Source organism: Paenibacillus sp. FSL H7-0756, from assembly GCF_038006765.1.
Lineage (GTDB): Bacteria > Bacillota > Bacilli > Paenibacillales > Paenibacillaceae > Paenibacillus_AQ.
Map to the genome: position 1 here is coordinate 3542347 of NZ_JBBOVT010000001.1, position 24523 is coordinate 3566869.

The 24523-nt window shown below is 54.0% G+C and carries 27 protein-coding genes; all 27 read left to right on the forward strand.

Going from position 1 to position 24523, the window contains the following annotated elements; genetic code table 11:
• Window position 1: 1 nt before the first annotated feature.
• The 27 genes from NST04_RS15480 (at window position 2) to NST04_RS15610 (ending at window position 24490) form a co-directional block, all read left to right on the forward strand.
• A complete protein-coding gene (locus tag NST04_RS15480; RefSeq protein WP_341184961.1) occupies window positions 2–760 on the forward strand; it encodes a DUF3939 domain-containing protein in 759 nt (252 codons plus the stop codon).
• A 438-nt stretch (window positions 761–1198) separates the two neighbouring features.
• A complete protein-coding gene (gene spoIVA, locus NST04_RS15485; RefSeq protein WP_036727319.1) occupies window positions 1199–2677 on the forward strand; it encodes a stage IV sporulation protein A in 1479 nt (492 codons plus the stop codon).
• Between the two features lie 354 nt (window positions 2678–3031).
• Window positions 3032–3304, forward strand: coding sequence for an HU family DNA-binding protein (locus NST04_RS15490; protein ID WP_019909963.1), 273 nt, complete (start codon window positions 3032–3034; stop codon window positions 3302–3304).
• Between the two features lie 102 nt (window positions 3305–3406).
• Window positions 3407–3655, forward strand: coding sequence for a trp RNA-binding attenuation protein MtrB (mtrB, locus tag NST04_RS15495; protein WP_051478165.1), 249 nt, complete (start codon window positions 3407–3409; stop codon window positions 3653–3655).
• A gap of 106 nt (window positions 3656–3761) precedes the next feature.
• Complete coding sequence (locus NST04_RS15500) at window positions 3762–4301, forward strand: hypothetical protein (RefSeq protein ID WP_341184962.1); 540 nt, start codon at window positions 3762–3764, stop codon at window positions 4299–4301.
• Window positions 4302–4416: 115 nt separating this feature from the next.
• Window positions 4417–5286 (forward strand): heptaprenyl diphosphate synthase component 1, encoded by an 870-nt coding sequence (locus NST04_RS15505; RefSeq protein WP_341184963.1) that lies wholly within the window; start codon window positions 4417–4419, stop codon window positions 5284–5286.
• A gap of 3 nt (window positions 5287–5289) precedes the next feature.
• Window positions 5290–6042, forward strand: a complete 753-nt coding sequence (locus tag NST04_RS15510; RefSeq protein WP_341184964.1) for a demethylmenaquinone methyltransferase — start codon at window positions 5290–5292, stop codon at window positions 6040–6042.
• On the forward strand, window positions 6035–6910 hold the full coding sequence (locus tag NST04_RS15515) for a UbiA-like polyprenyltransferase (protein WP_341184965.1): 876 nt from the start codon (window positions 6035–6037) through the stop codon (window positions 6908–6910). Before NST04_RS15510 ends, NST04_RS15515 begins: the two co-directional genes overlap by 8 nt.
• A complete protein-coding gene (locus NST04_RS15520) occupies window positions 6907–7515 on the forward strand; it encodes a UbiX family flavin prenyltransferase (RefSeq protein WP_341184966.1) in 609 nt (202 codons plus the stop codon). Before NST04_RS15515 ends, NST04_RS15520 begins: the two co-directional genes overlap by 4 nt.
• Window positions 7512–8372 carry a menaquinone biosynthetic enzyme MqnA/MqnD family protein gene (locus NST04_RS15525; RefSeq protein ID WP_341184967.1) on the forward strand — a complete coding sequence of 287 codons (861 nt, stop codon included), beginning with the start codon at window positions 7512–7514 and terminating at the stop codon, window positions 8370–8372. Before NST04_RS15520 ends, NST04_RS15525 begins: the two co-directional genes overlap by 4 nt.
• The gene (locus tag NST04_RS15530) at window positions 8369–9337 is read left to right on the forward strand and encodes a polyprenyl synthetase family protein (protein ID WP_341184968.1); all 969 of its coding nucleotides are present in this window, start codon (window positions 8369–8371) and stop codon (window positions 9335–9337) included. The genes NST04_RS15525 and NST04_RS15530 overlap by 4 nt, the downstream gene beginning before the upstream one ends.
• A 111-nt stretch (window positions 9338–9448) precedes the next feature.
• Entirely contained in the window at window positions 9449–9892 is a 444-nt protein-coding gene (ndk, locus tag NST04_RS15535; protein ID WP_036727303.1) for a nucleoside-diphosphate kinase, read from the forward strand.
• A gap of 28 nt (window positions 9893–9920) precedes the next feature.
• A complete protein-coding gene (locus tag NST04_RS15540; RefSeq protein WP_036727302.1) occupies window positions 9921–10724 on the forward strand; it encodes a CheR family methyltransferase in 804 nt (267 codons plus the stop codon).
• 108 nt (window positions 10725–10832) lie between these two features.
• Window positions 10833–11009: a hypothetical protein gene (locus tag NST04_RS15545; RefSeq protein WP_341150924.1), complete on the forward strand. Its 177-nt coding sequence runs from the start codon at window positions 10833–10835 to the stop codon at window positions 11007–11009.
• 182 nt (window positions 11010–11191) lie between these two features.
• Window positions 11192–12361, forward strand: coding sequence for a chorismate synthase (aroC, locus tag NST04_RS15550; RefSeq protein WP_340752883.1), 1170 nt, complete (start codon window positions 11192–11194; stop codon window positions 12359–12361).
• Between the two features lies 1 nt (window position 12362).
• Window positions 12363–13466 (forward strand): 3-dehydroquinate synthase, encoded by a 1104-nt coding sequence (gene aroB / locus NST04_RS15555; RefSeq protein ID WP_341184969.1) that lies wholly within the window; start codon window positions 12363–12365, stop codon window positions 13464–13466.
• Complete coding sequence (gene aroH / locus NST04_RS15560) at window positions 13460–13831, forward strand: chorismate mutase (protein WP_036698124.1); 372 nt, start codon at window positions 13460–13462, stop codon at window positions 13829–13831. Before aroB ends, aroH begins: the two co-directional genes overlap by 7 nt.
• A 353-nt stretch (window positions 13832–14184) precedes the next feature.
• Window positions 14185–15738: an anthranilate synthase component I gene (gene trpE, locus NST04_RS15565; RefSeq protein WP_341018336.1), complete on the forward strand. Its 1554-nt coding sequence runs from the start codon at window positions 14185–14187 to the stop codon at window positions 15736–15738.
• Window positions 15739–15816: 78 nt separating this feature from the next.
• Window positions 15817–16857 carry an anthranilate phosphoribosyltransferase gene (trpD, locus tag NST04_RS15570; protein WP_341184970.1) on the forward strand — a complete coding sequence of 347 codons (1041 nt, stop codon included), beginning with the start codon at window positions 15817–15819 and terminating at the stop codon, window positions 16855–16857.
• Window positions 16847–17677 (forward strand): indole-3-glycerol phosphate synthase TrpC, encoded by an 831-nt coding sequence (trpC, locus tag NST04_RS15575; RefSeq protein ID WP_341184971.1) that lies wholly within the window; start codon window positions 16847–16849, stop codon window positions 17675–17677. The genes trpD and trpC overlap by 11 nt, the downstream gene beginning before the upstream one ends.
• On the forward strand, window positions 17670–18350 hold the full coding sequence (locus NST04_RS15580) for a phosphoribosylanthranilate isomerase (RefSeq protein ID WP_341184972.1): 681 nt from the start codon (window positions 17670–17672) through the stop codon (window positions 18348–18350). Before trpC ends, NST04_RS15580 begins: the two co-directional genes overlap by 8 nt.
• Complete coding sequence (trpB, locus tag NST04_RS15585) at window positions 18347–19546, forward strand: tryptophan synthase subunit beta (protein ID WP_341184973.1); 1200 nt, start codon at window positions 18347–18349, stop codon at window positions 19544–19546. Before NST04_RS15580 ends, trpB begins: the two co-directional genes overlap by 4 nt.
• Window positions 19543–20367, forward strand: a complete 825-nt coding sequence (gene trpA, locus NST04_RS15590) for a tryptophan synthase subunit alpha (protein ID WP_341184974.1) — start codon at window positions 19543–19545, stop codon at window positions 20365–20367. The genes trpB and trpA overlap by 4 nt, the downstream gene beginning before the upstream one ends.
• A 23-nt stretch (window positions 20368–20390) precedes the next feature.
• Window positions 20391–21488 carry a histidinol-phosphate transaminase gene (gene hisC / locus NST04_RS15595; RefSeq protein WP_341184975.1) on the forward strand — a complete coding sequence of 366 codons (1098 nt, stop codon included), beginning with the start codon at window positions 20391–20393 and terminating at the stop codon, window positions 21486–21488.
• Between the two features lie 59 nt (window positions 21489–21547).
• A complete protein-coding gene (locus NST04_RS15600) occupies window positions 21548–22642 on the forward strand; it encodes a prephenate dehydrogenase (RefSeq protein ID WP_341184976.1) in 1095 nt (364 codons plus the stop codon).
• 665 nt (window positions 22643–23307) lie between these two features.
• Window positions 23308–23895 (forward strand): RNA polymerase sigma factor, encoded by a 588-nt coding sequence (locus tag NST04_RS15605; protein WP_341184977.1) that lies wholly within the window; start codon window positions 23308–23310, stop codon window positions 23893–23895.
• Window positions 23896–24046: 151 nt separating this feature from the next.
• On the forward strand, window positions 24047–24490 hold the full coding sequence (locus NST04_RS15610) for a hypothetical protein (RefSeq protein WP_051478164.1): 444 nt from the start codon (window positions 24047–24049) through the stop codon (window positions 24488–24490).
• The last annotated feature ends 33 nt before the right edge of the window (window positions 24491–24523 follow it).

Below are 24523 nucleotides of genomic sequence, written 5' to 3' on the forward strand. Positions count from 1 at the left end.
AATGGACTCGATGCATCTGGTGAAGCTCCGGCAGAGGCGGAACAGGTCTGCTATTCTGCTGCCTTTGCTTGTTCTGCTGCTCTTGTCTCTAAGCGGCTGCATGTATCCCCGGGAGCAGCAGCAGCCCGGCAGCAGTTACCGCGAGAGTGTGAAGCGGGTGCAGGCGGCGGTCGATGATTATCAGGAGCAGAAGGGGCTGCTGCCGATCTTGACCAGCGATCAGGCCACGCCCAGATACGAGAAATTCGTAATTGACCTGAATAAGCTGCAGCAGGAAGGATACCTGGATGAGATTCCGGCGGCAGCGTTTGAGAAGGGCGGCAGCGCCCATTTTCTGGTGCTGGATGAGGAGACGGACCCTCAGGTCAAGCTGATGGACCTGGTGACCGTGCAGAAGGTCAACGATATTCAGCGTAAGGTGAACCTCTATAAGTCTGCGCACGGCGGGAAGCTTCCGGCAGGAGAGGAGCTGTATCCGGGCCTTGTGTCCATTGATACCAAGCGGGCTGGAACCGGGACGATCAAGCTAAGCAGCGTATATTCGGGGCAGCCGCTAGAATTCCTGATGGATAGCAGCGGGACGGTCTATGTGAATTACGGCGCGGATATCTCCTCGGCCATCGATAAGAACGGAAGTGCGCCTGCGGCAGAGCGTGACCTGAGGCTGGAGCTTACACAGGCTTCTTATTATGTTCCCGTCAAGTCACTCCCTTATCTGTGGGTTGACGGCCGTCCGGTCCCGCAGGCTCCGCAGGAATAGCAATACACTGTTATGAATTATGGCAGCAGTTCTCCGAGTGGGGGATTGCTGCTTTTTTGCTATTTTGCTATGGGGAGTCTCAGAAGGATAGTAGTTCTAGGCCGCAGGCCGCCCTCATAGACTTGATGAGAAGACTTCCGGGTGTCTTGACGCAGTGGCGAGCTAGATGGGGTACACGAAATTTCAGATGCAAAAATGCGCGGACGCTGGTCATAAATCCGTTACGGATACATATGATGATACTAGTCCAAATGCATGTCCGAGCATTCGGAGTTTAGCGCGGGGCAACCTTGCTTCGCCTCAGGCAAGTAAGCTAGGCTTCGGGCGGGCAAAGCTTAGTCCGGTGGTTGTCCTGCAAGGGTCAGTTTGCCGGCGGAACGCGAAGTCGATGCTCTTCAGGCATTTTTTCTTCGGAGTAATATGAGGAGGGGATCTCTTTTGGAAAAAGTGGATATTTTCAAGGACATTGCCGAGCGTACCGGCGGAGACATTTATCTTGGCGTCGTCGGCGCGGTTCGCACGGGGAAATCGACATTCATTAAGCGCTTCATGGAAACGATTGTTCTGCCGAACATCACCAGTGAAGCAGACCGCGTAAGAGCGGTCGACGAGCTGCCGCAAAGTGCGGCAGGCAAAACTATTATGACTACCGAGCCTAAATTCGTACCCAACAATGCGGTGCAGATTAAGGTGGCCGAAGGCCTGGAGGTTAACGTCCGGCTGGTCGATTGTGTGGGCTATGCAGTGGAAGGCGCAAAAGGGTATGAGGATGAGAATGGTCCGCGCATGATCTCGACGCCTTGGTTCGAGGAACCTATTCCTTTCCAGGAAGCGGCTGAAATCGGGACACGCAAGGTCATTCAGGAACACTCGACTCTAGGTGTGGTAGTCACTACGGATGGTACGATTGCCGAGATTCCGCGGAGCTCGTATGTCGATTCCGAAGAGCGCGTGATCGCAGAGCTGAAGGAGGTCGGCAAGCCGTTCGTGCTGGTCATCAACTCCACCCGGCCGCGCAGTGAGGAAGTCCAGCAGCTCCGCAGTGAGCTTGCCCTCAAATATGATATTCCGGTGATGACGCTCAGCGCTGCGAATATGACCGAGGACGATGTAACCGGCGTGCTGCGTGAAGTGCTGTATGAATTCCCGGTACATGAAGTTAATGTTAATCTGCCGAGCTGGGTGATGGTGCTGGGCGAGAATCACTGGCTGCGCAGCAGCTATGAGAATTCTGTCCGCGATACCGTGAAGGATATCCGCCGTCTGCGTGATGTGGACCGCCTGGTCTCCCAGTTCACCGAATATGATTTCATCGACCGGGCAGGCCTCAGCGGCATGAACATGGGCCAAGGGGTAGCCGAGATCGACCTCTATGCTCCCGAAGAGCTGTATGATCAGGTGCTGATGGAGGTAGTCGGGGTCGAGATTCGCGGCAAGGATCACCTGCTCCAGCTGATGCAGGACTTCTCACACGCCAAGCGTGAATATGACCGCTTCTCGGAAGCGCTGGAAATGGTTAAGACCACGGGGTATGGCATCGCTGCACCTTCGCTGGCCGAAATGGCGCTGGATGAACCTGAGCTGATCCGTCAAGGCTCCCGCTTCGGAGTCCGGCTGAAGGCTACGGCACCGTCGATCCATATGATCCGGGTGGATGTCGAGTCAGAGTTCTCGCCGATCATCGGTACAGAGAAACAGAGTGAAGAGCTGGTCCGTTACCTGATGCAGGACTTTGAGAATGACCCGATCAAAATCTGGGAATCCGACATCTTCGGCCGGTCCCTGCATTCCATAGTCCGCGAGGGCATTCAGGGCAAGATCGCGATGATGCCGGACAATGCCCGCTACAAGCTGCAGGAAACGCTGGGCCGGATTATCAACGAGGGCTCGGGCGGCCTGATTGCCATCATCCTCTAAATGAAATAAGCTTGTCCTTTGGAGCGGGAGCATTTCCCGCTCTTTTGCTATTTCCGGGTCCAATGCTGCTAGAGTGGAAAAGGGGAATTCTCCCTGGAAAGCTTCCGTTTTTACGGCATAACTGGTAGTAATAGACTGCGCAATTGCAGCGGAATGAAAGGAAAATTGCTACTTTCTGCTCCTTTTTTGAGGAACGCCTTGATATTATGGTTGGGCTGTATTACTATAAGTTTGTTGCGCTTCTAGAAGAGAGGTGCCAGTACCCTAGTAATAAACGGGATTATCACGTATATTTTACGTTGAAACGGAAAGAGTGTATGATACCGGAACTTTTAACCAGGGAGGTGAGAAGACATGAATAAATCAGATTTGATCAACGTAGTTACAGAAGCAACTGAACTTCCCAAAAAAGACGCTACGAAAGCGGTAGATGCCGTTTTTGAAGCAATCACAGGTGCACTGCAAAGCGGCGATAAGGTTCAGCTGGTTGGCTTCGGAAACTTTGAAGTGCGTGAACGTTCCGCACGTAAAGGCCGCAACCCGCAGACTGGTGAAGAAATCGAAATTCCTTCAAGCAAAGTACCGGCGTTCAAACCCGGTAAAGCGCTGAAAGACGGAATCAAATAAAGATTTCTACATATCTGCCCCATAGTCCTTGAATACCAACGATGCCGCCTTCCAAGGCGGCATTTGTTTTTGAGAGGCTCATAAACGTTGAGGAGGATTACAATGACTGAGAAGAAGAATGAAGTGAATCCTGCACCGTCCGGCAGCGACTATATCGTAGTCAAGGCTAAGGAGAACGGTGTTCAGGTCATCGGGCTGACCAGAGGGCTGGACACACGGTTTCACCATACGGAGAAGCTGGACAAAGGCGAGGTGCTCATTGCCCAATTCACCGATCACACCTCAGCAATGAAAATCCGCGGCAAGGCTGAAATCTGGAGCAAACACGGACAATTAGAGAGTGAAAGCTGAAAAGCAGGCATAGCCTGCTTTTTTTCAAAATATAACTAGATATGGGCCGCTCTGCGGTGCCGTATAATCCTGCATAGCAGCGGAAACTATGAGAAGGGGGCATGTTATGAACCGGAGCTGGCTGATCGGAACGGCGTTGCTGCTTAGTGCAGCTACTACCCTGCTGCTGCCGCAACTGGCCGGCAACGTTCTAACTGCCCAGAGCAAGTATAGCGCAGTAGAGACTATAGGCCCGAAGGGCCTGGTGCTGGAGAATGACAATCTGGTAGATGCGCTCAGTGAGATTCCGCTGAGTCTGATGATTGATAAGGCTGGCTGGGAGAACGGGGTATTGTCGCTGGATCTCAAGGTGAACGGTGATGTCCATGAACCTCAGGAACTGTACCGCAACATGGCTCTGGCAATCGGGTTCGCGATTCAGGAGACCTCGAACGTGGACCAGCTGCTGCTGCGTGTGGTGGCAGAGGATCAGTGGCTGGATACCCGCCGCCTGCTTCTTGCGGGGGATTTCCGCCGCAGCGAGTGGACCCCTCTGCTGCAGGAGGCGCTGGAGAACGCAGGCAATTCGCCTCTTCCCGATTACCTGAAGAACGGCTTCCGCATTAGCGAAAGCGAGCTGTGGAAAAAACAGTTCATTTATCCCTGAACCGGGTAATTGAAACTAGAAGGCTTCACTCGTGCGTGACAAAAAAACATGTGATATAATAGACAAGATTGTGAACAAATCATTTTGACAAACGTCAATGGCTTCGGAGGCTAAAATGAAACCGTACCGCATACCGCAACTGGCTAAACCCTACACCGACTACGATATGATTCAGCGGCATACGGAACTGCCGCCGTTCTCAGACGGGCGGGGTCATTTGTTATATATTTTTCTCGGCAGAGGCCGGGGGGCAGACTTCCAGCAGGGAGAGCTGTTCACCCTGGTGACCGGACTCGTCCAGCTTGGACTGGATACCCATGAGAGCATTGACCGGAATCATGAAGAGCCCGGCGGTGATATGATGCGCACCCGCCAGCTGAAGGTTCTGGCCGGTGATTATTTCAGCAGCTGGTTCTACCATCTGCTTGCGAAGCACGGTCAGATTGAAATGGTGGGCACGCTCAGCACGGCTATCGCTGATTTCAATGTGATGAAGGCCAATCTTTACGGCAAGATGAGCGGAACGCTTGTCCCGGCTGAACAATACTTGAAGCACACGGTACAGCTCAATATGAGGCTGTTTCTTTCTTTTACACCAATGATTGAAGCGTCCCTGAGAGACATCTGGCAGAAGCTGCTCGCCGAATTCAGCCAGTGTGAGACGGCAGCCCAGGAATTGCGCCGGGGGGCAGCTCCGGCAAGTGCGCTTACGGGCTATGCTTACTGGAAAGTGATGGAGTCGGCGACCGAAGAGGAGCGTCAGCAGCTTAAGGGGCAGACTCTGGACCCCAAGGACTGGCAGAAGCTGAAGCTGAGGTGCAAATGTGATACACTGCTGACGGACAAGCTGCATAGTTCGCTTGCGTCCATTCAGTCGTTATTGCAGAGCATCAGGGACGAGGAACTGGCGGGTCAGCTTAGATCAGCACTGGACCGCCTGCTTCTGCAAATGAAAATTTCCGGACAAGCTGCCGTGGAGGGTTAGAGAATGACAGTAGATAAAGCTACCGTAACAGGCGCGCAAGGCGAGAAGCCGAAGGAGCAATTTGTCCATTCGGTATTTGAGAGCATTGCCGGCAAATATGATCTGATGAATGATATTCTGAGCTTCCGGCGCCATAAGGCCTGGCGGAAGTTCACCATGCGCAAGATGGGCATGAAGCGCGGGGACTCGGCAGTGGACCTGTGCTGCGGTACCTGCGACTGGAGCATTGCCCTCGCGGATGCGAGCGAGACCGGAAATGTTATGGGGCTGGACTTCAGCGCAGGCATGCTGGAGGTGGGACGGCGCAAGGTGGAAGCGCGCGGACTGCAGGACCGGATCTCCCTGATTCAGGGGAATGCGATGGAGCTGCCGTTCGGTGATAACTCCTTCGATTACGCGACGATCGGCTTTGGACTCCGTAATGTGCCTGATCCCGTTCAGGTGCTGGGCGAGATGAAGCGCGTGGTGAAGCCCGGCGGTATGGTGGTATGCCTGGAGCTGTCGAAGCCGATGAAGCAGCCGTTCAAAGGTATTTATTATTTTTATTTCCAGCGTGTGCTTCCACTGCTCGGCAGACTGTTCGCCAAGCGGTATGAGCAATATAAATGGCTTCCTGAATCACTGGCACTCTTCCCGGACAGGAAGCAATTAGAGGAGATCTTCCGGGATACCGGACTTACAAAAGTGGAATCGTTCCCCTTGAACGGTGGCATCGCGGCGTTACATCTTGGACTCAAGGAGAACTGTAATGTTTAAGAAAATCGGTATTTTTCTACAAATGATTAAATTTGAGCACACAGTTTTTGCTTTACCCTTTGCTTTTATGGGGGCTTTGCTTGGTTCGGTAGTCATGTTTGGAGAACTGCCCTCCTGGAGCCAGATCGGATGGGTGGTTGTTGCCATGTTCGGCGCACGAAGCGCGGCCATGGGGCTTAACCGGCTGATCGACCGGATCAGTGATGCGAAGAATCCCCGGACAGCGGGAAGAGCCATTCCGGCAGGATTACTGAAGGTTGGAGAGGTATCGTTGTTCATCGCGTTCTCGTTCTTTTTGCTGTTCTGGGCAGCCTTCAAGCTCAATCCTCTGTCAGCCAAGCTGCTGCCGATTGCTGTTTTTCTGCTGGTCCTCTATTCCTTCACCAAACGCTTTACCTGGGCCTGCCACCTGATTCTCGGGCTTACGATTGCCCTTGCACCTCTCGGCGGGTGGGTTGCGGTTACAGGAACGGTAGATTTGACCGCTATGATCTTCTATTTCACGATCGTATTCTGGACAGCAGGCTTTGATATCATCTACTCCTGCCAGGATGTGGACTTCGACCGCAAGGAAGGGCTGTATTCGATTCCGGTGCGCTTCGGGGTGGCGCGTGCGCTGGGGATTGCCAAGGTCTTTCACCTGTTGACAGCACTGGGCTTCATCTCTCTCTTGTTCATCACCGATTTGAGCTGGTGGTATGTGGCCGGCATGGTGATTGCTTACATTATACTGTTCTATGAGCACTACATTGTGTCTCCAGGTGATCTAAGCAAGCTGCAGACCGCCTTCTTCACCATGAATGGTGTACTTAGCATTGTGGTCTTTTCCTTTACTCTGATTGACCTGGTGGTGCAGTTCTACAAATGACCGAACATAAGCCAAAGAACTTCGTGGTTGGCATTACTGGTGCGAGCGGTGCGATCTACGGCATCCGGCTGACAGAGACACTCCTGTCCCTCGATTATACAGTACATCTGGTTGTCAGTAATGCGGGCTGGCGTGTCTTCAAGGAGGAGCTGGGTTATGCTGTAACTGACCGGGAAGGCCTGCTGAACGAGCAGTTCGGCAGCTATCCCGGTTCTCTTCTGTATCACCCGGTACAGGATATCGGTGCTTCGATTGCCAGCGGTTCCTTCCGGACAGAGGGGATGATTATTATGCCCTGCTCGATGGGAACACTGTCTGCAGTAGCACATGGCAGCTCGGATAATCTGATGACGCGGGCTGCGGATGTCATGCTGAAGGAAGGGCGTCCGCTCGTTCTGGTGCCCCGGGAGACACCGCTGCATGCGATTCACCTGGAGAATATGCTGAAGCTGTCGCGGATGGGCGTCAAGCTGATTCCGGCAATGCCAGCGTTCTATTACGGTCCTGCCACTATGGATGATCTGATTAATTTCATGGTCGGTAAGGTGCTTGACAGCTTCGGGATAGAGCATGCTTTATTTCGCAGATGGGGGGATGAAGGATGACAGATCTGGAACACACCGTCATCGGCAAAATCAGCTACACCAATTCATGGCCGGTCTATCATTATTTCGATCCCTCTGCTTTAAGCTTTCCTGCTGAAATGGTGAGTGAGGTGCCTGCCGTGCTTAACCGGGGCATGGCAGCAGGAGATATTCACGTTGGGGCTTTATCCTCCTTTGCTTACGCTGCATCCAGCGACCGGCTGCTGCTGCTGCCAGGTCTGTCCGTCAGCGCGGACGGTCCGGTGCGGTCGATATTTCTCTTCTCCAAAAAGCCGCTACAGCAGCTTGGCAGCGGAACGATAGCCGTGACGAACACCTCAGCTACCTCGGTCAATCTGCTGAAGATTCTGATGCATAAGGCCTTAGGGGCCAGCCCGGAGTATATTAGCAGCGATCCCGATCTGAACACCATGATGCAGCAGGCGGATGCCGGACTCCTGATCGGTGACCATGCCATTCGCGCCTCCTGGCAGGATCAGGGCTATGAAGTGACGGATCTGGGCGGGCTGTGGAAGGAATGGACCGGCCATAGTATGACCTTTGCTGTATGGGCAGTCAACCGCAAGGCTGCGGCCCGGAATCCTGAGGCTATTGCCGAGATTGCCGAAGCCTTCGAGCGGAGCAAGAGACGCGGCCTGAATGATCTGGGACCGGTAATTCACGAAGCCTGCTGCACGATCGGGGGCACGGCCGCCTATTGGAGAGATTACTTCCGTAATTTATGTTATGACTTTGGGGAAAGGCAGCAGGAAGGTCTGAACCTCTATTTCCGCTATGCCTATGAAATGGGCCTGCTGCCGCAGGAAGTGAAGATGGAGCTTTGGAGCCACAATCTGCTGACACGGGTGAAAGAATGAAGCGACTGCAAATATTCGGCTTGCTGAACAAAGATATGGATCAGATTGAGAAAGAGCTGTACCGCAGTGTCCAGGGGGATGATGAACTGCTGAGCGAGACCTCGCTGCATCTGCTGAGAGCAGGGGGCAAGCGGCTCCGGCCGGTATTCGTTCTGATGGGCGGCAAATTCGGGACCTATGATCTCGAAAAGCTGAAGCGCGTCGCTATTCCGCTGGAGCTGATTCACAGCGCCTCGCTGGTCCACGATGATGTCATTGACGATGCGGAACTCCGGCGGGGAGAGCCAACCGTCAAGGCGAAATGGGGCGACAAGATCGCCATGTATACCGGTGACTATATTTATGCCAAGGCACTTGTAATGACTTCAGGGCTGAAGAATCCCCTGATTCATCAGATTCTCTCCAAAGCGATGGTAGAGATGTCCATCGGAGAGATGGAGCAGATCCGCGACTTCTTCAACAGCGGACAGAGCGTGCGCCATTACCTGCGGAGAATCCGCCGGAAGACAGCGCTGCTGATTGCCGTCAGCTGTCAGCTTGGCGCTCTGGCTGCAGATGCGGAGCCGGGAACAGCCAGGCTCCTCTATAATTACGGATATAACGTTGGGATGGCGTTTCAAATCCGTGATGATCTGCTCGATCTCTCCGGAACGGAGAAGCAAATTGGCAAGCCGCCCGGAAGCGATATGCGGCAGGGGAACATTACTCTGCCTGTCATCTACAGTCTGCAGGATGAGCGGCTCCGCAGCCGCCTGCTTGAAGAGCTTGAAGCGATTCGTGAAGGAAATAGCGGGGTGGGCCGCGCGATCGATCTGATTCTCTCCGGCGACGGAATTTCCCGTGCGGAGGAGTTAGCTTCGCGCTATATCGCCAAGGCACTGGATGCACTGGAGCAGCTGCCCAGCAACCGGACGAAGCGCAATTTGCGCGATATCGCCTTTTTCGTGACCGGCCGGGCTTATTGAAAATATAAGAGCTCAACTGCAAATTTACGTTCACAGATGCCGGGGTTTCTGATAATATCAGACCATAAACAGCCCATTCATTTAGAATAAGGGAAATTGGAGAGTGACTCTATGGAACAAACGTATCTGATGATCAAACCGGATGGTGTACAGCGCGGACTGATCGGGCGCATCGTCGCCCGTCTGGAAGACAAGGGATTCAAGCTGGTCGCTGCCAAGCTGATTACCGTGACTGAGGAGCAGGCTAAGAAGCATTATGCAGAGCATGACGGCAAGGATTTTTTCCCGGAGCTGGTAAGCTTCATCACTTCCGGCCCTGTGTTCGCCATGGTATGGGAAGGCGATGATGTCATCGCGTTATCGCGTCTGCTGATCGGCAAAACCAAGGTCGGTGAGGCTCTGCCGGGCACCATCCGCGGGGATTATGCCAGCCATACTCCGCTTAATCTGATTCACGGATCGGATTCACCGGACAGTGCAGCACGTGAGATCGCCAATTTCTTCGCTCCGGATGAGCTGGCACAGTATCATAAAGACATCGCAGCCTGGATGTAAAATCCGGGCAGGAGACAGGAGAATTATTATGGCTGAACGTGAAGAATCCTCATTAACCCCGGACCCTGATTACACCGGATTTATTCATAATATCAAACAAAGCACCGGCATTGACCTTGCACAGTATAAGGAAGCACAGATGAAGCGGCGGCTGACTACGCTCCGTATGAAGAACGGCTATAATACCTTTAACGAATTCTATGCGGCCATGATGAAGGACAAGGCTCTGTTCTATGAGTTTTTGGACCGCATGACGATCAATGTCTCCGAATTCTGGCGGAATCCGAACCGCTGGGAAGTGCTGCGGGATGTGATTCTCCCGGATCTTCAGCGTTCCGGCCGCAGACTGAAGCTATGGAGTGCCGCCTGTTCAACGGGGGAAGAGCCTTATACGCTGGCGATGATTCTTTCAGACAAGAATATTCTGGCCCAGACCGGGATTCTGGCTACAGATATTGATGACGGGGCGCTGGCCAAAGCCAAGCAGGGAATCTATCTGGAGCGCTCCCTGAAGGATGTGCCCAAAGATGTGGCAGACCGGTATTTCACACCGGAAGGACCGGTCTTCAAGGTCAGTGAAGGACTGAAGAAGAATATTGATTTCCGCAAGCAGAATTTGCTGCTGGATAAATTCGACGAAGGCTTCGATCTGATTATCTGCCGCAATGTCATGATCTACTTCACCGAAGAAGCCAAGAATAAGCTGTATCATAAATTCTCGGCCAGTCTGCGTCCGGGGGGCTATCTGTTCGTGGGCAGCACGGAGCAGATCTTTACACCGGCGCAGTATGGCTTCGAGTCGACCGAAACCTTCTTTTACCGCAAGAAATAGCTTTAGTCTAATGGGGGCTCGCTTGGTGCAAGGTATACTTTAGGCGCTTTTCAGTGATACTGGGAAGTAGGAAGAAACCTAACGCCAAGTGAAAGGTCGTTAACCCAGATGGACAAAAGCAAGGTCATCACCGCGTACCGGCGGGGGTTCCTCACCGTCCGCGAATGCGGGCAGATTCTCGGCATCGAGGAGCTGCAGCTCCAGAGCCTGCTTACTGCGGAAGAGGGCAGAACCGGCAGCCGTCTTCCGGCACCCGGCAGCGACGCTCTGGAGACAGGCTCCTGAACGGGGAGCACAGCAGCGCCGCTTCTACTCGAAAGAGCAGGAGCGGCGCTTGTTTTGTTCAGCGGGAAGCAGCGGGCCGGGCTATTGCTTTCTTGTCAAAGCGGAGAGCCTATACTATAATAAGCAAAGACATTTAACATTTTAGCGGTTTACAGTCCAAAAGTGTGAAGGGGGAACGCAGCATGAGTTTGCGCTATTTAACAGCGGGGGAAACGCACGGCCCCCAGCTTACTGCCATTATTGAGGGATTGCCCAGTAATTTAACACTTGACTTTGAAGAACTTAATTTCCAGCTGCACCGGAGACAGAAGGGCTACGGCCGTGGACGCCGGATGCAGATTGAGAAGGATACTGCCCAGATTGCCGGCGGTGTACGCCACGGCTATACTACCGGAGCTCCTGTAGCGCTCATTGTGGAGAACAAGGACTGGACACACTGGAAGAACATTATGAACATTGAGCCGATTCCGGGCAGTGACGAAGAGAAGCGCCGGGTGAACCGTCCGCGTCCCGGTCATGCGGACCTGAACGGCGGACTTAAGTATAATCATACCGATCTGCGTAACGTGCTGGAGCGCTCCAGCGCCCGTGAGACGGCCGCAAGAGTAGCCGTAGGCGGAGTAGCCCGTCAGCTGCTTGCAGCCTTCGGGGTGAAGATTGCCGGACAAGTCATCCGGATCGGAGAGATTGAAGCACCTGCTAACGATCTGCCTATCGATGAGTTGATTGCCCGGACTGAAGAATCCTCTGTGCGGGTAGTGGACAAGGAGACGGAGCAGAAGATGGAGGCTTACATAGACAAGATCAAGGAAGAAGGCGACTCCATCGGCGGGATTGTGGAATGTATTGTCGAAGGTCTGCCTATTGGCCTTGGCAGTTATGTACAGTCCGACCGCAAGCTGGATGGTGCCATCGCCGGAGCCGTGATGTCGATCAATGCCTTCAAGGGCGTGGAGATCGGAATCGGCTTCGAAGCCGGGAAGCTGCGCGGCTCACAGGTCCATGACGAGATTATGTATGAAGCCTCGAAGGGTTACTACCGGGCGAGCAACCGGCTGGGCGGGTTCGAAGGCGGAATGACCAATGGAATGCCAGTGGTCGTCAGAGGGGTAATGAAGCCGATCCCGACGCTGTACAAGCCGCTGCAGAGTGTGGATATCGATACGAAGGAGCCGTTCACAGCCCAGGTGGAGCGTTCAGATGCCTGTGCCGTTCCGGCAGCTTGTGTCGTACTGGAGAGTGTAGTAGCCTGGGAGATTGCCAAGGCGTTCCTGGACAAATTCGGCGGGGACTCTCTGGAAGAGATCCGCGCGAACTATAATAATTACCTGGCCCAGCTGGAGAGCTACTAGGATGCGCAGCATTACTGTTGACTTAGGCGAACGTTCTTATCCGATTTATATCGGCAGCGGTCTGCTGCAGAGTATCGGTGAACGCTGTACCGAAGCGGGGTTCGCGCAGCGCAGCCCGCTGCTGGTGGTGAGTGATACGGAAGTAGCGCCGCTGTATCTGGAGCAGGTGGAGGCCTCCCTCCGCAGCAGCGGATATACGGTAATCAGCCATGTCATTCAGGCAGGTGAAGCTTCGAAGTCTCTAGCTGTCTATGAAGAAGTTATTACCACCGCCATTCAAGGCGGTCTGGACCGCAGCTCAGCCGTGCTGGCGCTTGGCGGGGGAGTCGTTGGGGATCTGGCTGGCTTCGTTGCCGCATCTTATATGCGGGGAATCGGGTTCATGCAGATTCCAACGACCATTCTCGCCCATGACAGCAGCGTAGGCGGCAAAGTGGCCGTTAACCATCCGCTGGCCAAGAATATGCTGGGCGCCTTTTATCAGCCTTCTATGGTGGTATATGATCTGGATACCTTAACTACGCTTCCACCCCGGCAGGTCGCTTCAGGCCTGGCTGAGGTGGTCAAGCACGGGCTGATCCTGGACCGTGAGTTCGCTTACTGGTGCCGTGAGCATGCGGATGAGCTGCTGGCATTGAATCCAGAGGCGCTGGGATATGCGCTGGAACGCGGTTGTGCCATCAAGGCGGACGTAATCGGCGGTGATGAGCGCGAGCACGGGCAGCGTGCGATTCTGAATCTGGGCCATACCATCGGACATGCTATCGAAGCTGTCGGCGGCTATGGAACCTTCCTGCATGGAGAGGCGATTGCCATCGGGATGGCCGGATCTGCTCTGCTCGCAGCGAAGCTGGGCCGGGACAGACAGATCTACGAGGATACTGTATCCATGCTTACCGCCCTGTCACTGCCCACCCGGCTTCCTTCGCAGTATAGCGGGGAAGAGCTGATGGATGCGATGATGCATGACAAGAAATTCAAGGAAGGCCGAATGACTTTTATCGTGCCGGAGGCCATTGGTGAAGTTAGCATCATCAGTGATGTGCAGGCAAGCGATGTATCAGAGGTCATAGCCCAGCTTAAGAAGGAGGGGAGCCCATGGTGAACCGGGGCATACGCGGTGCAACAACCGTAACCCAGAATGAAGAGACGGAAATTTTACGTGAAACGGTGATCCTGCTGAGGGAGATTGTGGAGCGCAATGATGTGATCGCAGAGGATATCTGCAGTGTGTGGATTACGATGACCACCGATCTGGATGCAACCTTCCCGGCACGGGCGATCCGTGAGATTGAAGGCTGGGAGATGGTTCCGCTGATGTGTTCCGTGGAGATCCCTGTGAAGGGCAGCCTGCCGAATTGCATCCGCCTGATGGTGCAGGTGAATACCGACAAATCCCAGCGCGATATCCGGCATGTGTATCTGAATGAAGCCCAGCGGCTTCGCCCGGATCTCTCACAGAGCAAGTAATAATTATAGTTACGGGGTTGTCAATGACTACCGTCATCATGTATAGTGAAGTTAGCCGAGTAAAGCAGAGTTTAGAATGAGTAGAGTAGAGTATAGTTGAGCTGAGTGTAGGACCTATAGCAGAGCAGACCCTTGATTGTCAGTGTTCTTTTTTGGCATACCTGTATAGCCGTAACTTATGATAAGTTGCATCTGCGCTATCCCTGTATCCATGGAGGAATCTCTTGCATTCGGCTTTGTTCATGCCGGTCCCAGGTGCTTATTCACATACTGACTATCAACAAACCTCTACTCCGGTAGAGGTTTTTCTGTATTTCGGACCCTATCCGTTATCCCCCTAGGAGGTTACCCAAGTGACGAATCCGAGCATTGAAGAAGTGGTGTCGCTGTCGCGCGAATATAATCTGATCCCTGTTGTAACAAGATTGCTGGCTGATATGGAAACGCCGATCCGGCTGTTCCAGCGGTTTGCCGAGCAGGACCGCGCATTTTTGCTGGAGAGTGTAGAGGGCGGCATTCAGTGGGCGCGTTATTCTTTTATCGGCAGTGATCCGTTCCTGATGATCTCCGGCAAAAAGGGGCAGATCCAGGTGGAGGTCGGCGGCGAGAAAAAACAGCTGTCCGGCAAACCTGTCGAGGAGCTGAAAGCGCTGCTCCGTTCCTACCGCAGTCCCAAGCTGGACGGCATGCCGCCGTTCACAGGCGGAGCCATCGGATTCTTCGGCTACGATCTTCTGCAGTATTACGAGAAGCTGTCCGCACATGCGGTAGATGACCTGAATATGGATGATATCCGCTTTATGTTCTGTGACCGCATTATCGTCTTCGATCATGTGAAGCAGCAGATCCTGCTGGTGGGTAATCTTCATATTAAGGATGGCGATACGGATTCGGATATCCGGGCCAATTACGAGGAACTGAGCAACCGCTTAGTGAATCTGGCAGAGGAGCTGCAAAAGGAAGGCCCGAAGGAGAACGTCAACCGCCGCAGCATTCCGCAGGATATCGAGCTGGGAGAGATTCACTCGAATCTCACGAAGGAGCAGTATATAAGCAACGTAGAGCAGGCCAAAGAATACATCCGTGCCGGAGATATCTTCCAGGTGGTGCTGTCACAGCGGATGCATATCGAGACCGAGGTCTCTCCGCTGCATGTGTACCGGATGCTGCGCATTCTGAATCCTTCTCCTTACATGTATTATCTGAAAATGGATGAGGAGATCATCGTCGGCACCTCGCCGGAAGCGCTGGTCAAGGTGGATGGCGGACGGGTGGAGACCCGGCCGATTGCCGGAACCCGGCCGCGCGGAGCGAGCGCGGCTGAGGATCATCAGCTCGCCGCAGAGCTGCTTGAGGACGAGAAGGAACGTGCGGAGCATCTGATGCTGGTCGACCTGGGCCGCAATGATCTGGGCCGGGTCTCGAAATTCGGCAGCGTGAAATGCAATACGTTCATGGAGATCGAGAAATACTCGCATGTTATGCATCTAGTCTCGAATGTGACCGGAACGCTGGCTGAGGATAAGGATTTCTTCGATGCGTTCCTCTCCTGCCTTCCGGCAGGTACGGTATCGGGAGCGCCAAAGCTGCGGGCGATGGAGATTATTGCCGAGCTGGAGCGGGAAGCCCGCGGGGCTTATGCCGGAGCGATCGGCTATCTCGGCTTCTCCGGGAACATGGATTCCTGCATCACCATCCGCACGATTATTTTCCGCAAGGGCCGTGCTTACGTGCAGGCCGGAGCAGGAATCGTCTGGGATTCAGTGCCGGAGAAGGAATATGAGGAGACGGTGAACAAGGCCAAAGGAATGCTGAAGGCCATCCGTATGGCGGAAGCAATGTTCCCCGCCGAGGTGAAGGAAAAGCAGGTCATTAACCAGGATTATATGTACGAATATACCCCGTGAGCCGGGAATTAGCAGAGACGAGATCAGAAGAGCAGAGAATGCTCCATAAAACTTAAAACTTTTAGGAGGACATCCACCATGGACGCAAGCCAGTTACTACAATCAGGAATTGCCGGTTTAATCGAGGGAAAGGATCTTACCCGTACGCAGGCCCGCGAGATTATGGGCACGATTATGGAAGGTGCAGCTTCACCGGCGCAGATCGGTGCGCTGCTGACCGCACTGCGGATCAAAGGGGAGACCGTTGAAGAAATCACCGGCTTCGCAGAGGCAATGCGCGGCTTCGGCACACAGGTGCTTACTGAGCGGAGCCAGCTGCTGGATACCTGCGGCACGGGCGGCTCCGGCATTCATAAATTCAATATCTCCACAGCTTCGGCGATCATCTCTTCTGCTGCTTCTGTAAGAGTGGCGAAGCACGGCAACCGTTCGGCGTCCGGCAGAGCGGGCAGTGCAGATGTGCTGGAGGCGCTTGGCGTCAATATTCATCTGAATGCAGAGCAGGCGCGGCAATGTCTGGATAGTATCGGCATCTGCTTCCTGTTCGCTCAAATCTATCATCCGTCCATGAAGCATGCCGCTGCTCCCCGCCGTGAGCTGGGTGTGCGGACGGTCTTCAATATGCTGGGTCCGCTGACCAATCCGGCCGGAGCAGACCGGCAGCTGATGGGCATCTACGACCGTAACAAGACAGAGACGGTGGCCAAGGTCCTGGGTGAGCTGGGCTCCAAGCGGGCGATGATTGTCAGCAGCCTGGACGGCCTGGATGAGATCAGCATCTCGGCACCGACGCAGGTCTCCGAGCTGAAGCAGGGCGTCGTCACCACCTACGTAATTACACCGCAGGAGCTTGGCCTCAGCCAGCATCCGCTGGAGGATGTAATGGGCGGGGATGCCGCAGAGAATGCGGCGATTATCACTACCGTGCTGGAGGGTAATATCAATCCGTACCGTGATATCGTACTGGCGAATGCCGGAGCTTGCATCTATGTCGCCGGTCTTGCCGATACACTTAAGGAAGGCGTGGACCGTGCCAGAGAGGTTGTGGATTCAGGAGCGGCTCTACGCAAGCTGGAACAGTTAAAAGCGATGACAAAGGAGCTTGATTATGTATCTTGACCGGATTGTTGCCACGAAAGTGAAAGAGGTAGAAGCGTTAAGCGTGCAATTCTCGCTCGCTGCGGCGGAGCGCTCCATTGCAGGTTTGCCTGCTACAAGAGGCTTCCGCAGTGCCCTGACTGAACGCCGGAACCGGGAGATGGGGCTGATCGCTGAAGTGAAGAAGGCCTCACCGTCCAAGGGGCTGATCCGGGCCGATTTTGATCCGGTGACGATTGCCCGGGGTTACGAAGCGGGAGGCGCGGATTGCCTGTCCGTGCTGACGGACAAGGATTATTTTCAGGGCAGCGGCGTGTATCTCCAGCAGGTAAGAGAGGCTGTGCAGCTTCCGCTGCTGCGCAAGGACTTCATTATCGATGAGAAGCAGATCTATGAGGCCCGGCTGCTTGGTGCAGATGCCATTCTGCTGATTGCGGCCATTCTGACCCCGCAGCAGCTCGCCGAGTTCACGGACACCGCTGCCGCGCTTGGGCTCGATATCCTGATTGAGGTCCATGACCGCACTGAACTGGAGACGGTATTGTCTACTGGTAAGGCTGAACATCCCGGGGTTCTGCTGGGCATCAATAACCGGAATCTCAAAACGTTCGAAACATCGCTCTCCGCTACGGAGGAGCTGGCAGCCTTGCTGCCAGCCGGTCTTCCCGTAATCAGCGAGAGCGGGATTACCGGGCCGGAGGATATTGCGTATCTCCGCAAGACACGGGCAACCGGTGTGCTGGTCGGAGAATACCTGATGCGCCAGCCGGATGTAGAGCAGGCAATCCATCAGCTGCTCGGTCCGCTTCCAGCCGGGAAGGATCGTGTGCAGCGTGACTGAACCTCTCGTAAAAATCTGTGGACTTCAGGGCGTTGAAGTGCTAAAATCTATGAATAGTTTGCCGCTCGATTATGTGGGCTTGGTGTTTGCACCCAGCCGCCGGAGAGTTACCGCGGGTGTGGCTGCGGAGCTGATTGCGGAGCTGGGCAACTGGAAGTCTGAGCCTGCGCCCCGCCCGGTAGGCGTATTCGTTAACCCCGGACTCTCTGAGCTGGCAGAGCTGCTGAGAACGGTACCGCTGGATGTTGTGCAGCTTCATGGACAAGAGAGTCCGCAGTTCTGTGCGGAGGTCAAGGCGGCTTTTCCCCAGGTTAAGGTCTGGAAGGCCCTTTCGGTTGCCGGACGCAGGTCTGATGCGGGGGATGAGGTTCAGACTCTGCTGGACAGCTATGCAGGCACTATTGATGCGCTGCTGCTGGATACCTATGATCCGCAGGACAGCGGCGGAACGGGCCGTACCTTTGATTGGGAGCAGATCCCCTTATACCAGCAAGCGGCGGCGAAGCATGCGCTGCCTTTATTTATAGCCGGAGGCTTGCATCCGGACAATGTGAACGAGCTGCTGGACGGATACGCCCCTTATGGCGTGGATGTCTCCAGCGGAGTAGAGAGTAACGGCAGTAAAGACATTGCTAAAATGACAGCTTTCGTAGAAAGGGTGAAGCAATCATGATACAAGTACCGGACAAAAATGGACGTTTTGGTTCTTTTGGAGGCCGCTTCGTTCCTGAGACCTTGATGACTGCACTGATTGAGCTGGAAGAGGCTTATAATAAATTCTCGGCAGACCCGGCCTTTCAGGAGGAAATAGATTATCTGCTCAAGCAGTATTCGGGCCGCGAGACCCCGCTGTATTATGCAGAGCGGCTAAGTAAGCAGCTTGGCGAAGCCAAGATCTATCTGAAGCGGGAGGACCTCAATCATACAGGCGCCCACAAAATCAACAACGCGATCGGACAAGGCATCCTGGCCAAAATGATGGGTAAAACCAAGGTGATTGCCGAAACCGGCGCAGGCCAGCACGGAGTAGCTACAGCTACGGTAGCCGCCTTGCTCGGTATGGAATGCAAGGTGTTCATGGGTGAAGAGGATACCCGCCGCCAGGCGCTCAATGTCTTCCGGATGAAGCTGCTCGGGGCAGAGGTTATTCCGGTGACCTCCGGCTCCAGAACGCTGAAGGATGCCGGGAATGAGGCACTCCGCTACTGGGTGAGTAACGTAGAAGATACGTTCTACGTGCTTGGGTCTGCGGTAGGTCCCCATCCGTATCCGATGATGGTCCGTAACTTCCAGCGGATTATTGGGGATGAGACCCGCCGCCAGATCCTTGAGGCCGAAGGGCGTCTGCCGGATCTGCTGGTTGCCGCAGTAGGCGGAGGCAGCAATGCTATCGGCATGTTCTATCCGTTCATGGAGGATGAGCAGGTGGGGATGATCGGTGTTGAAGCTGCCGGTAAAGGCGTAGACACACCCTTCCATGCAGCAACCATGAGCAAGGGAAGCCATGGCGTGTTCCAGGGCTCAATGAGCTATCTGCTGCAGGATGAGCATGGACAGGTCATTGAGGCCCATTCCATATCGGCCGGACTCGATTATCCGGGCGTTGGGCCAGAGCATTCTTATCTCAAGGACATTCACCGTGCCCAGTACGTGCCGGTGACCGATGCGGAAGCGCTGGATGCGCTGAAGCTGCTCTGCGTGACGGAGGGCATCATTCCCGCCCTGGAATCGGCTCATGCCATTGCCCATGTGGTGAAGCTTGGCAAGACGCTGACCAAGGATGATATTGTGGTGATCTGCCTGTCGGGACGCGGCGACAAAGATGTCGAATCCATTATGGCTTATACGGAAGGGGCGGAGCAGCAATGACAACTGAAACGACGAACCGGATGGACCTGGCGTTTAACCGGCTCAAGGCGGAAGGCCGTACTGCCCTTATTCCGTTCCTTACCGTAGGCGATCCTGATCTTGAGACTACGCTGGATATTATTGCCGAGCTGGAGGCAGCAGGAGCGGATATCCTGGAGCTTGGTGTTCCATACTCCGATCCGCTTGCCGACGGTCCGGTTATCCAGCGGGCGTCCGCTAGAGCGCTTCGCAGCAAGGTTCATCTGCGCACCTGTATGGAGACGGCGCTGAAAGCAAGGCAGGCAGGCAGCGGGCTGCCGTTCATCCTGTTCACGTATTATAATCCGGTGCTGCAGATGGGGCTGGATACGTTTTTTGCGGAGCTGAATACCCATGAGATCAGCGGGCTGATTATACCCGACCTGCCGATTGAGGAATCAGAAGACATGCGTGCACGCAGCCATGCCGCCGGAGTGAATCTCATTCCGCTCGTGGCCCCGACCTCCAGCGAACGGATTGCCCGGATTGTATCCGGCGCCAGCGGCTTTGTCTATTGCGTATCCTCGCTCGGTGTAACCGGGGAACGCTCTAGCTTCCACAGCGGAGTAGATGAGTTCATTGCGTCCGTCCGCCGGTCTACGGACCTGCCGATTGCTGTAGGATTCGGAATCTCCACTGGAGAACAGGTATCCCGTTTTGCCAAGATCTGTGATGGGGTAGTAGTGGGCAGCGCCATTGTCCGCAAGGTGGAGGAGGTTATTCCCCTGCTGTCCCAGCCGCAGACGAGAAGCGCCGGACTGTTGCAAATTCGTGAATTTGTGGCACAATTAAGACCTAATTAACTTTTGGAGAGCGAGGATCACCCATGAATCCAAAACCGAATATTGTTGACCTTCCTGTCTACAAGCCCGGGAAACCAATTGAAGAAGTCAAGAAGGAGCTGGGCTTAAGCGAAGTCATTAAGCTGGCATCCAACGAGAACCCTTACGGGGCTGCACCAAGTGCAAAGGCCGCTATTGTAGCGGAGCTGGATAACCTCTTTTTATACCCGGACGGCTCTGCCGCGGAGCTGACGGCAGCGCTGGCTAAGCACCTGGGCGTGGCGGGCGACCGTATTATTTTCGGATGCGGATCGGATGAGATTATTGCTCTGATTGCCCGTGCCTTCTTCCTGCCCGGGGACGAGACGATTATGGCCGATCAGACCTTCTCTGTATATAAGAGCAATGCCGATATAGAAGGGGCAGTAACCATAGAAGTCCCGCTTAAGGACGGAACGCATGATCTGGATGCGATGCTGGCGAAGATTACTGACCGGACCAAGATCGTCTGGATCTGTAATCCGAACAATCCGACCGGTACCATTGTGCCTGAGGATGCTCTGATTTCGTTCCTGGATGCAGTACCTGCCGGCGTGATGGTAGTCCTGGATGAGGCCTACTACGAATATGTGACCGATCTCAGCTACACTGACGGTATTCAGCTGATTGACAAATATCCTAATCTGGTAGTCCTTCGTACCTTTTCCAAGATCTATGGTCTTGCTGCGCTCCGTATCGGCTATGGTGTAGCCAGCCAGCAGGTCATTTCCCTGATTAATCAGGTGCGTGAGCCGTTCAATACGACCCGCCTGGCTCAGGTGGCTGCAGTGGCGGCACTTTCCGATCAGGAATATGTGCAGCAGTGCCGTACGCTTAACAGTGCAGGGATTGTGCAGCTCCAGGCGGAATTCACGCGTCTCGGGCTGACGTCGTTCCCGGCCCACGGCAACTTCATTATGGTGGATGTACGCAAACCGGCCGCTGAAGTCTTTGATACGCTGCTGCGCCAAGGAATCATCGTCAGAACAGGCTTCCACCGGTATCCGACCTATCTGCGGGTGACCATCGGCTCCACCGAGCAGAACACAGCCTTCGTAGCTGCTCTGGAGCAAGCGCTGAAGGAGCAGGAAGTTCGCGCATAACCGCAAAAGGCTCAGAAGCTGGATTGACGATACCACAGAAGGCAGGTAGTACTAAGAACATGACGACAAAAATAGCAATTTTCGGTGTCGGCCTGATCGGCGGCTCACTAGCCCTTTGCTTCAAAGGCAAGGAGGGGGTGACCGTTGTTGGCCATGCCCACCGCCCTGAATCTGCTGCCAAATATGTGAGCAGAGGTGTGGTTGATCAGGCGACATTATCACTAGAGGAAGCTGCACTGGATGCGGATTATATTTTTCTGTGTGTGCCGGTTGGCATGCTTGAGGACTATCTTCAGCGGTTAAGCAGGCTGCCGCTGAAGCCGGGCTGCATCATTACAGATGTCGGCAGTACCAAGGCTAGCATCGCCGCGTGTGCCCTTGCACTGGATATTCCCGGTGTACATTTCATCGGAGGCCATCCCATGGCCGGATCGGAGCGTTCAGGCGTAGAGGCAGCCTCCTCCTTACTGTTTGAGAATGCGTACTACGTGCTTACGCCCCCTCCAGGCGTACCTGAAGCGGCATACCAGGCTCTGGAGTCGCTCCTGCTACATACTAGAGCGCAGATTGTCCGGCTTGATCCGGAGCGCCACGATGAGATTGTTGGAGCGATCAGCCATCTGCCGCATATTATTGCGGTAGCCCTGGTGAATCAGATTCATGCATATGACCATTCGGACTCCTTGTACAGCACGCTGGCTGCAGGGGGCTTCCGTGACATTACCCGCATTGCTTCGAGCGATCCGATCATCTGGCGCGATATTCTGCTGAATAACCGCTCTGTGATGCTGCGGCTGCTGAAGGATTGGAACGATGAGGTGTCTTCGTTCATCCATCTGCTGGAGAGCGGGGATGGTGCAGGGATCGAGTCAGCCTTCCAGGAGGCGAATCAATTCCGCAGCCAGCTGCCTGAGCGGCGCAAGGGAATGATCACTCCGCTGTTCGATCTGCATATTGATGTTCCCGATCACCCCGGCATTATCGGCCGTATTGCTACGGAGCTGGGCGACCAGGGTATCAACCTTAGCAACGTGCAGATTATTGAGAGCCGTGAGGATGTTCCCGGGATCATGCGCTTATCTTTCCGCCAGGAGAATGACATGGAGCGGGCCAGAGTTCTGCTGCAGGAGAATGATTATACCGTATATATGTAAAAAAAGAGCCGGGGCCAGAAGCCCAGGCTCTTTTTTTGAACACTAACAGCTTTCTCTAGGGTGATGCCCACGCTCCAGCAGTAAACAAGCGCTCAGTAAACACCCAAATGTTCGCAAAAATGGACAAAAAAAAGACCGCTTACATAATAAGCGGTTACAGTTCACAATTTCTTGGAACCGTGTAGTGTTTGGATAGGAGTGGAGAGAAACCATACTGTACTTTTATTATATGTATCCGTTTACATTTTGTCAACACTTTATTCAAAGAAAATAACACCGCTTTCACCGGCCTGTCTGTGCTTCTCTCAAAGTCTATTAATTTCCTCCTGTTAGAAACTGTGCTATACTGGGTTAAGTATGTTTATAGATTCCTTCCAAGTATAGGTAACCGCTTGCTGAACAAGTGGAGACGGGCTGTGTTGTCCTGTAAGCAGAATGCTGCCTTTCTTCTGACTTGAAAAGAATGAAAGTTGTAAATATGCGAATTTTTTTCAGTATTTACATACACCAAGCCTTAAATAACGGTAAGTTGAATATACATAGGAAGATTGGATTTTTGTGCTGCAAATTTGAAGTAATGCCGCAACTTTTTGTTACCTGCCCGGTATAAGTAGATACGGACCGGACGGGATTACACGTGCAAGGGCGAGGAGGGCCGACTCACCATGACGGATTCCCAGTTGATCCAGCTAATCAAGCAAGGCGATACAGAATTATACTCGGAACTCATGCGGCGATATCAACGCAAGATATTGGCGTTTGTGTACCACATGCTGAAGAACTCCCATATGGAGCTGATTGCCGAAGACCTCTGTTCAGAGACCTTCTACAAAGCCTTCCGGAGTCTTCATTCCTTCCGGGAAGTGGATGCTTCTTTCTCCACATGGCTGTACACGATTGCCCGCAATACAGTGCTGAGTGAACTTCGTAAGAACCGTGCCGGGAATGTGTCGCTCGAAGAGAGCGGGTATACGCCTGTGGCACCGCTTGATGTTGCCCCGGAACAGGCAGCATTGCGTAAGGAACGGATGGAGCTCGTCCGCGAAGCGATTAACAAACTCCCGGAGAAGCAGCGTTCTGCGCTGATTCTGCGTGAATATGATCAGATGGATTACCAGGAAATTGCCGTGATTCTGGAGCAGAGCGTCAGCTCTGTGAAGTCACTGCTGTTCCGGGCTAGGAGCAGTGTGAAGCTGCAGCTCGAATCCTATTTCTATGAGCCTGAAGTTGAAGAGCAGGCTGAGAGGGTGTAAGCCTATGAATTGCAGGGAAGCGCAGGATTCCATTCCACACTTGTGGGACGCTCCCCCCACAGATCCCAGGCGGATTAGACTTGAGAGACATATCGCAACCTGCTCCTACTGCAGTGCCGAATGGGCGCTGTGGCAGGAGACCAGTGAGCTTATGCAGGATACAAGATTCGATGTCAGCGATGAGCGGGCAGAAGCGATTAACAGTAAGGTTATGGAGCGGATCTATCTGGAGAGCCCCTGGCTTATGCCCGGTGACGGGAAGTCTGCGGGGAGTTCTACAGTATTCCGGCATCGCTTAAGCCTCTGGATTGCCTGTTTCTTAGCGGTGTTTATCTCCAGCTTCTTATACTTCACCGTGTTCAAGACCCCCTCGAATACGACGGCGGCACAGAGCGGAATCGTCGAGACAGGTGTGGCAGGTTTAACCCTGGACTGGTCTTCTTCCTATCCGGTGGAGTCTGAGGGCGGGATCATTGAGCCGCTGGTGGCCAATATGGGCCCTGCACATCCGCAGTACTGGATGGTATTGTCGACGCTGGGCGTCGGATTATCCATATTCCTGCTGGTCCGTCTGAACCGGTACCGCAGACAATGAGAACCCCCTTCCCGAATATGGAGAAGAGGGTTT

Bases quoted from the DNA above. Each gene is read 5' to 3' on its own strand.
- NST04_RS15480 (WP_341184961.1), top strand. From the start codon at position 2: ATGGACTCGATGCATCTGGTGAAGCTCCGGCAGAGGCGGAACAGGTCT.
- NST04_RS15490 (WP_019909963.1), top strand. From the start codon at position 3,032: ATGAATAAATCAGATTTGATCAACGTAGTTACAGAAGCAACTGAACTT.
- mtrB (WP_051478165.1), top strand. From the start codon at position 3,407: ATGACTGAGAAGAAGAATGAAGTGAATCCTGCACCGTCCGGCAGCGAC.
- NST04_RS15500 (WP_341184962.1), top strand. From the start codon at position 3,762: ATGAACCGGAGCTGGCTGATCGGAACGGCGTTGCTGCTTAGTGCAGCT.
- NST04_RS15505 (WP_341184963.1), top strand. From the start codon at position 4,417: ATGAAACCGTACCGCATACCGCAACTGGCTAAACCCTACACCGACTAC.
- NST04_RS15510 (WP_341184964.1), top strand. From the start codon at position 5,290: ATGACAGTAGATAAAGCTACCGTAACAGGCGCGCAAGGCGAGAAGCCG.
- NST04_RS15515 (WP_341184965.1), top strand. From the start codon at position 6,035: ATGTTTAAGAAAATCGGTATTTTTCTACAAATGATTAAATTTGAGCAC.
- NST04_RS15520 (WP_341184966.1), top strand. From the start codon at position 6,907: ATGACCGAACATAAGCCAAAGAACTTCGTGGTTGGCATTACTGGTGCG.
- NST04_RS15525 (WP_341184967.1), top strand. From the start codon at position 7,512: ATGACAGATCTGGAACACACCGTCATCGGCAAAATCAGCTACACCAAT.
- NST04_RS15530 (WP_341184968.1), top strand. From the start codon at position 8,369: ATGAAGCGACTGCAAATATTCGGCTTGCTGAACAAAGATATGGATCAG.
- ndk (WP_036727303.1), top strand. From the start codon at position 9,449: ATGGAACAAACGTATCTGATGATCAAACCGGATGGTGTACAGCGCGGA.
- NST04_RS15540 (WP_036727302.1), top strand. From the start codon at position 9,921: ATGGCTGAACGTGAAGAATCCTCATTAACCCCGGACCCTGATTACACC.
- NST04_RS15545 (WP_341150924.1), top strand. From the start codon at position 10,833: ATGGACAAAAGCAAGGTCATCACCGCGTACCGGCGGGGGTTCCTCACC.
- aroC (WP_340752883.1), top strand. From the start codon at position 11,192: ATGAGTTTGCGCTATTTAACAGCGGGGGAAACGCACGGCCCCCAGCTT.
- aroB (WP_341184969.1), top strand. From the start codon at position 12,363: ATGCGCAGCATTACTGTTGACTTAGGCGAACGTTCTTATCCGATTTAT.
- aroH (WP_036698124.1), top strand. From the start codon at position 13,460: ATGGTGAACCGGGGCATACGCGGTGCAACAACCGTAACCCAGAATGAA.
- trpD (WP_341184970.1), top strand. From the start codon at position 15,817: ATGGACGCAAGCCAGTTACTACAATCAGGAATTGCCGGTTTAATCGAG.
- trpC (WP_341184971.1), top strand. From the start codon at position 16,847: ATGTATCTTGACCGGATTGTTGCCACGAAAGTGAAAGAGGTAGAAGCG.
- trpB (WP_341184973.1), top strand. From the start codon at position 18,347: ATGATACAAGTACCGGACAAAAATGGACGTTTTGGTTCTTTTGGAGGC.
- trpA (WP_341184974.1), top strand. From the start codon at position 19,543: ATGACAACTGAAACGACGAACCGGATGGACCTGGCGTTTAACCGGCTC.
- hisC (WP_341184975.1), top strand. From the start codon at position 20,391: ATGAATCCAAAACCGAATATTGTTGACCTTCCTGTCTACAAGCCCGGG.
- NST04_RS15600 (WP_341184976.1), top strand. From the start codon at position 21,548: ATGACGACAAAAATAGCAATTTTCGGTGTCGGCCTGATCGGCGGCTCA.
- NST04_RS15605 (WP_341184977.1), top strand. From the start codon at position 23,308: ATGACGGATTCCCAGTTGATCCAGCTAATCAAGCAAGGCGATACAGAA.
- NST04_RS15610 (WP_051478164.1), top strand. From the start codon at position 24,047: ATGCAGGATACAAGATTCGATGTCAGCGATGAGCGGGCAGAAGCGATT.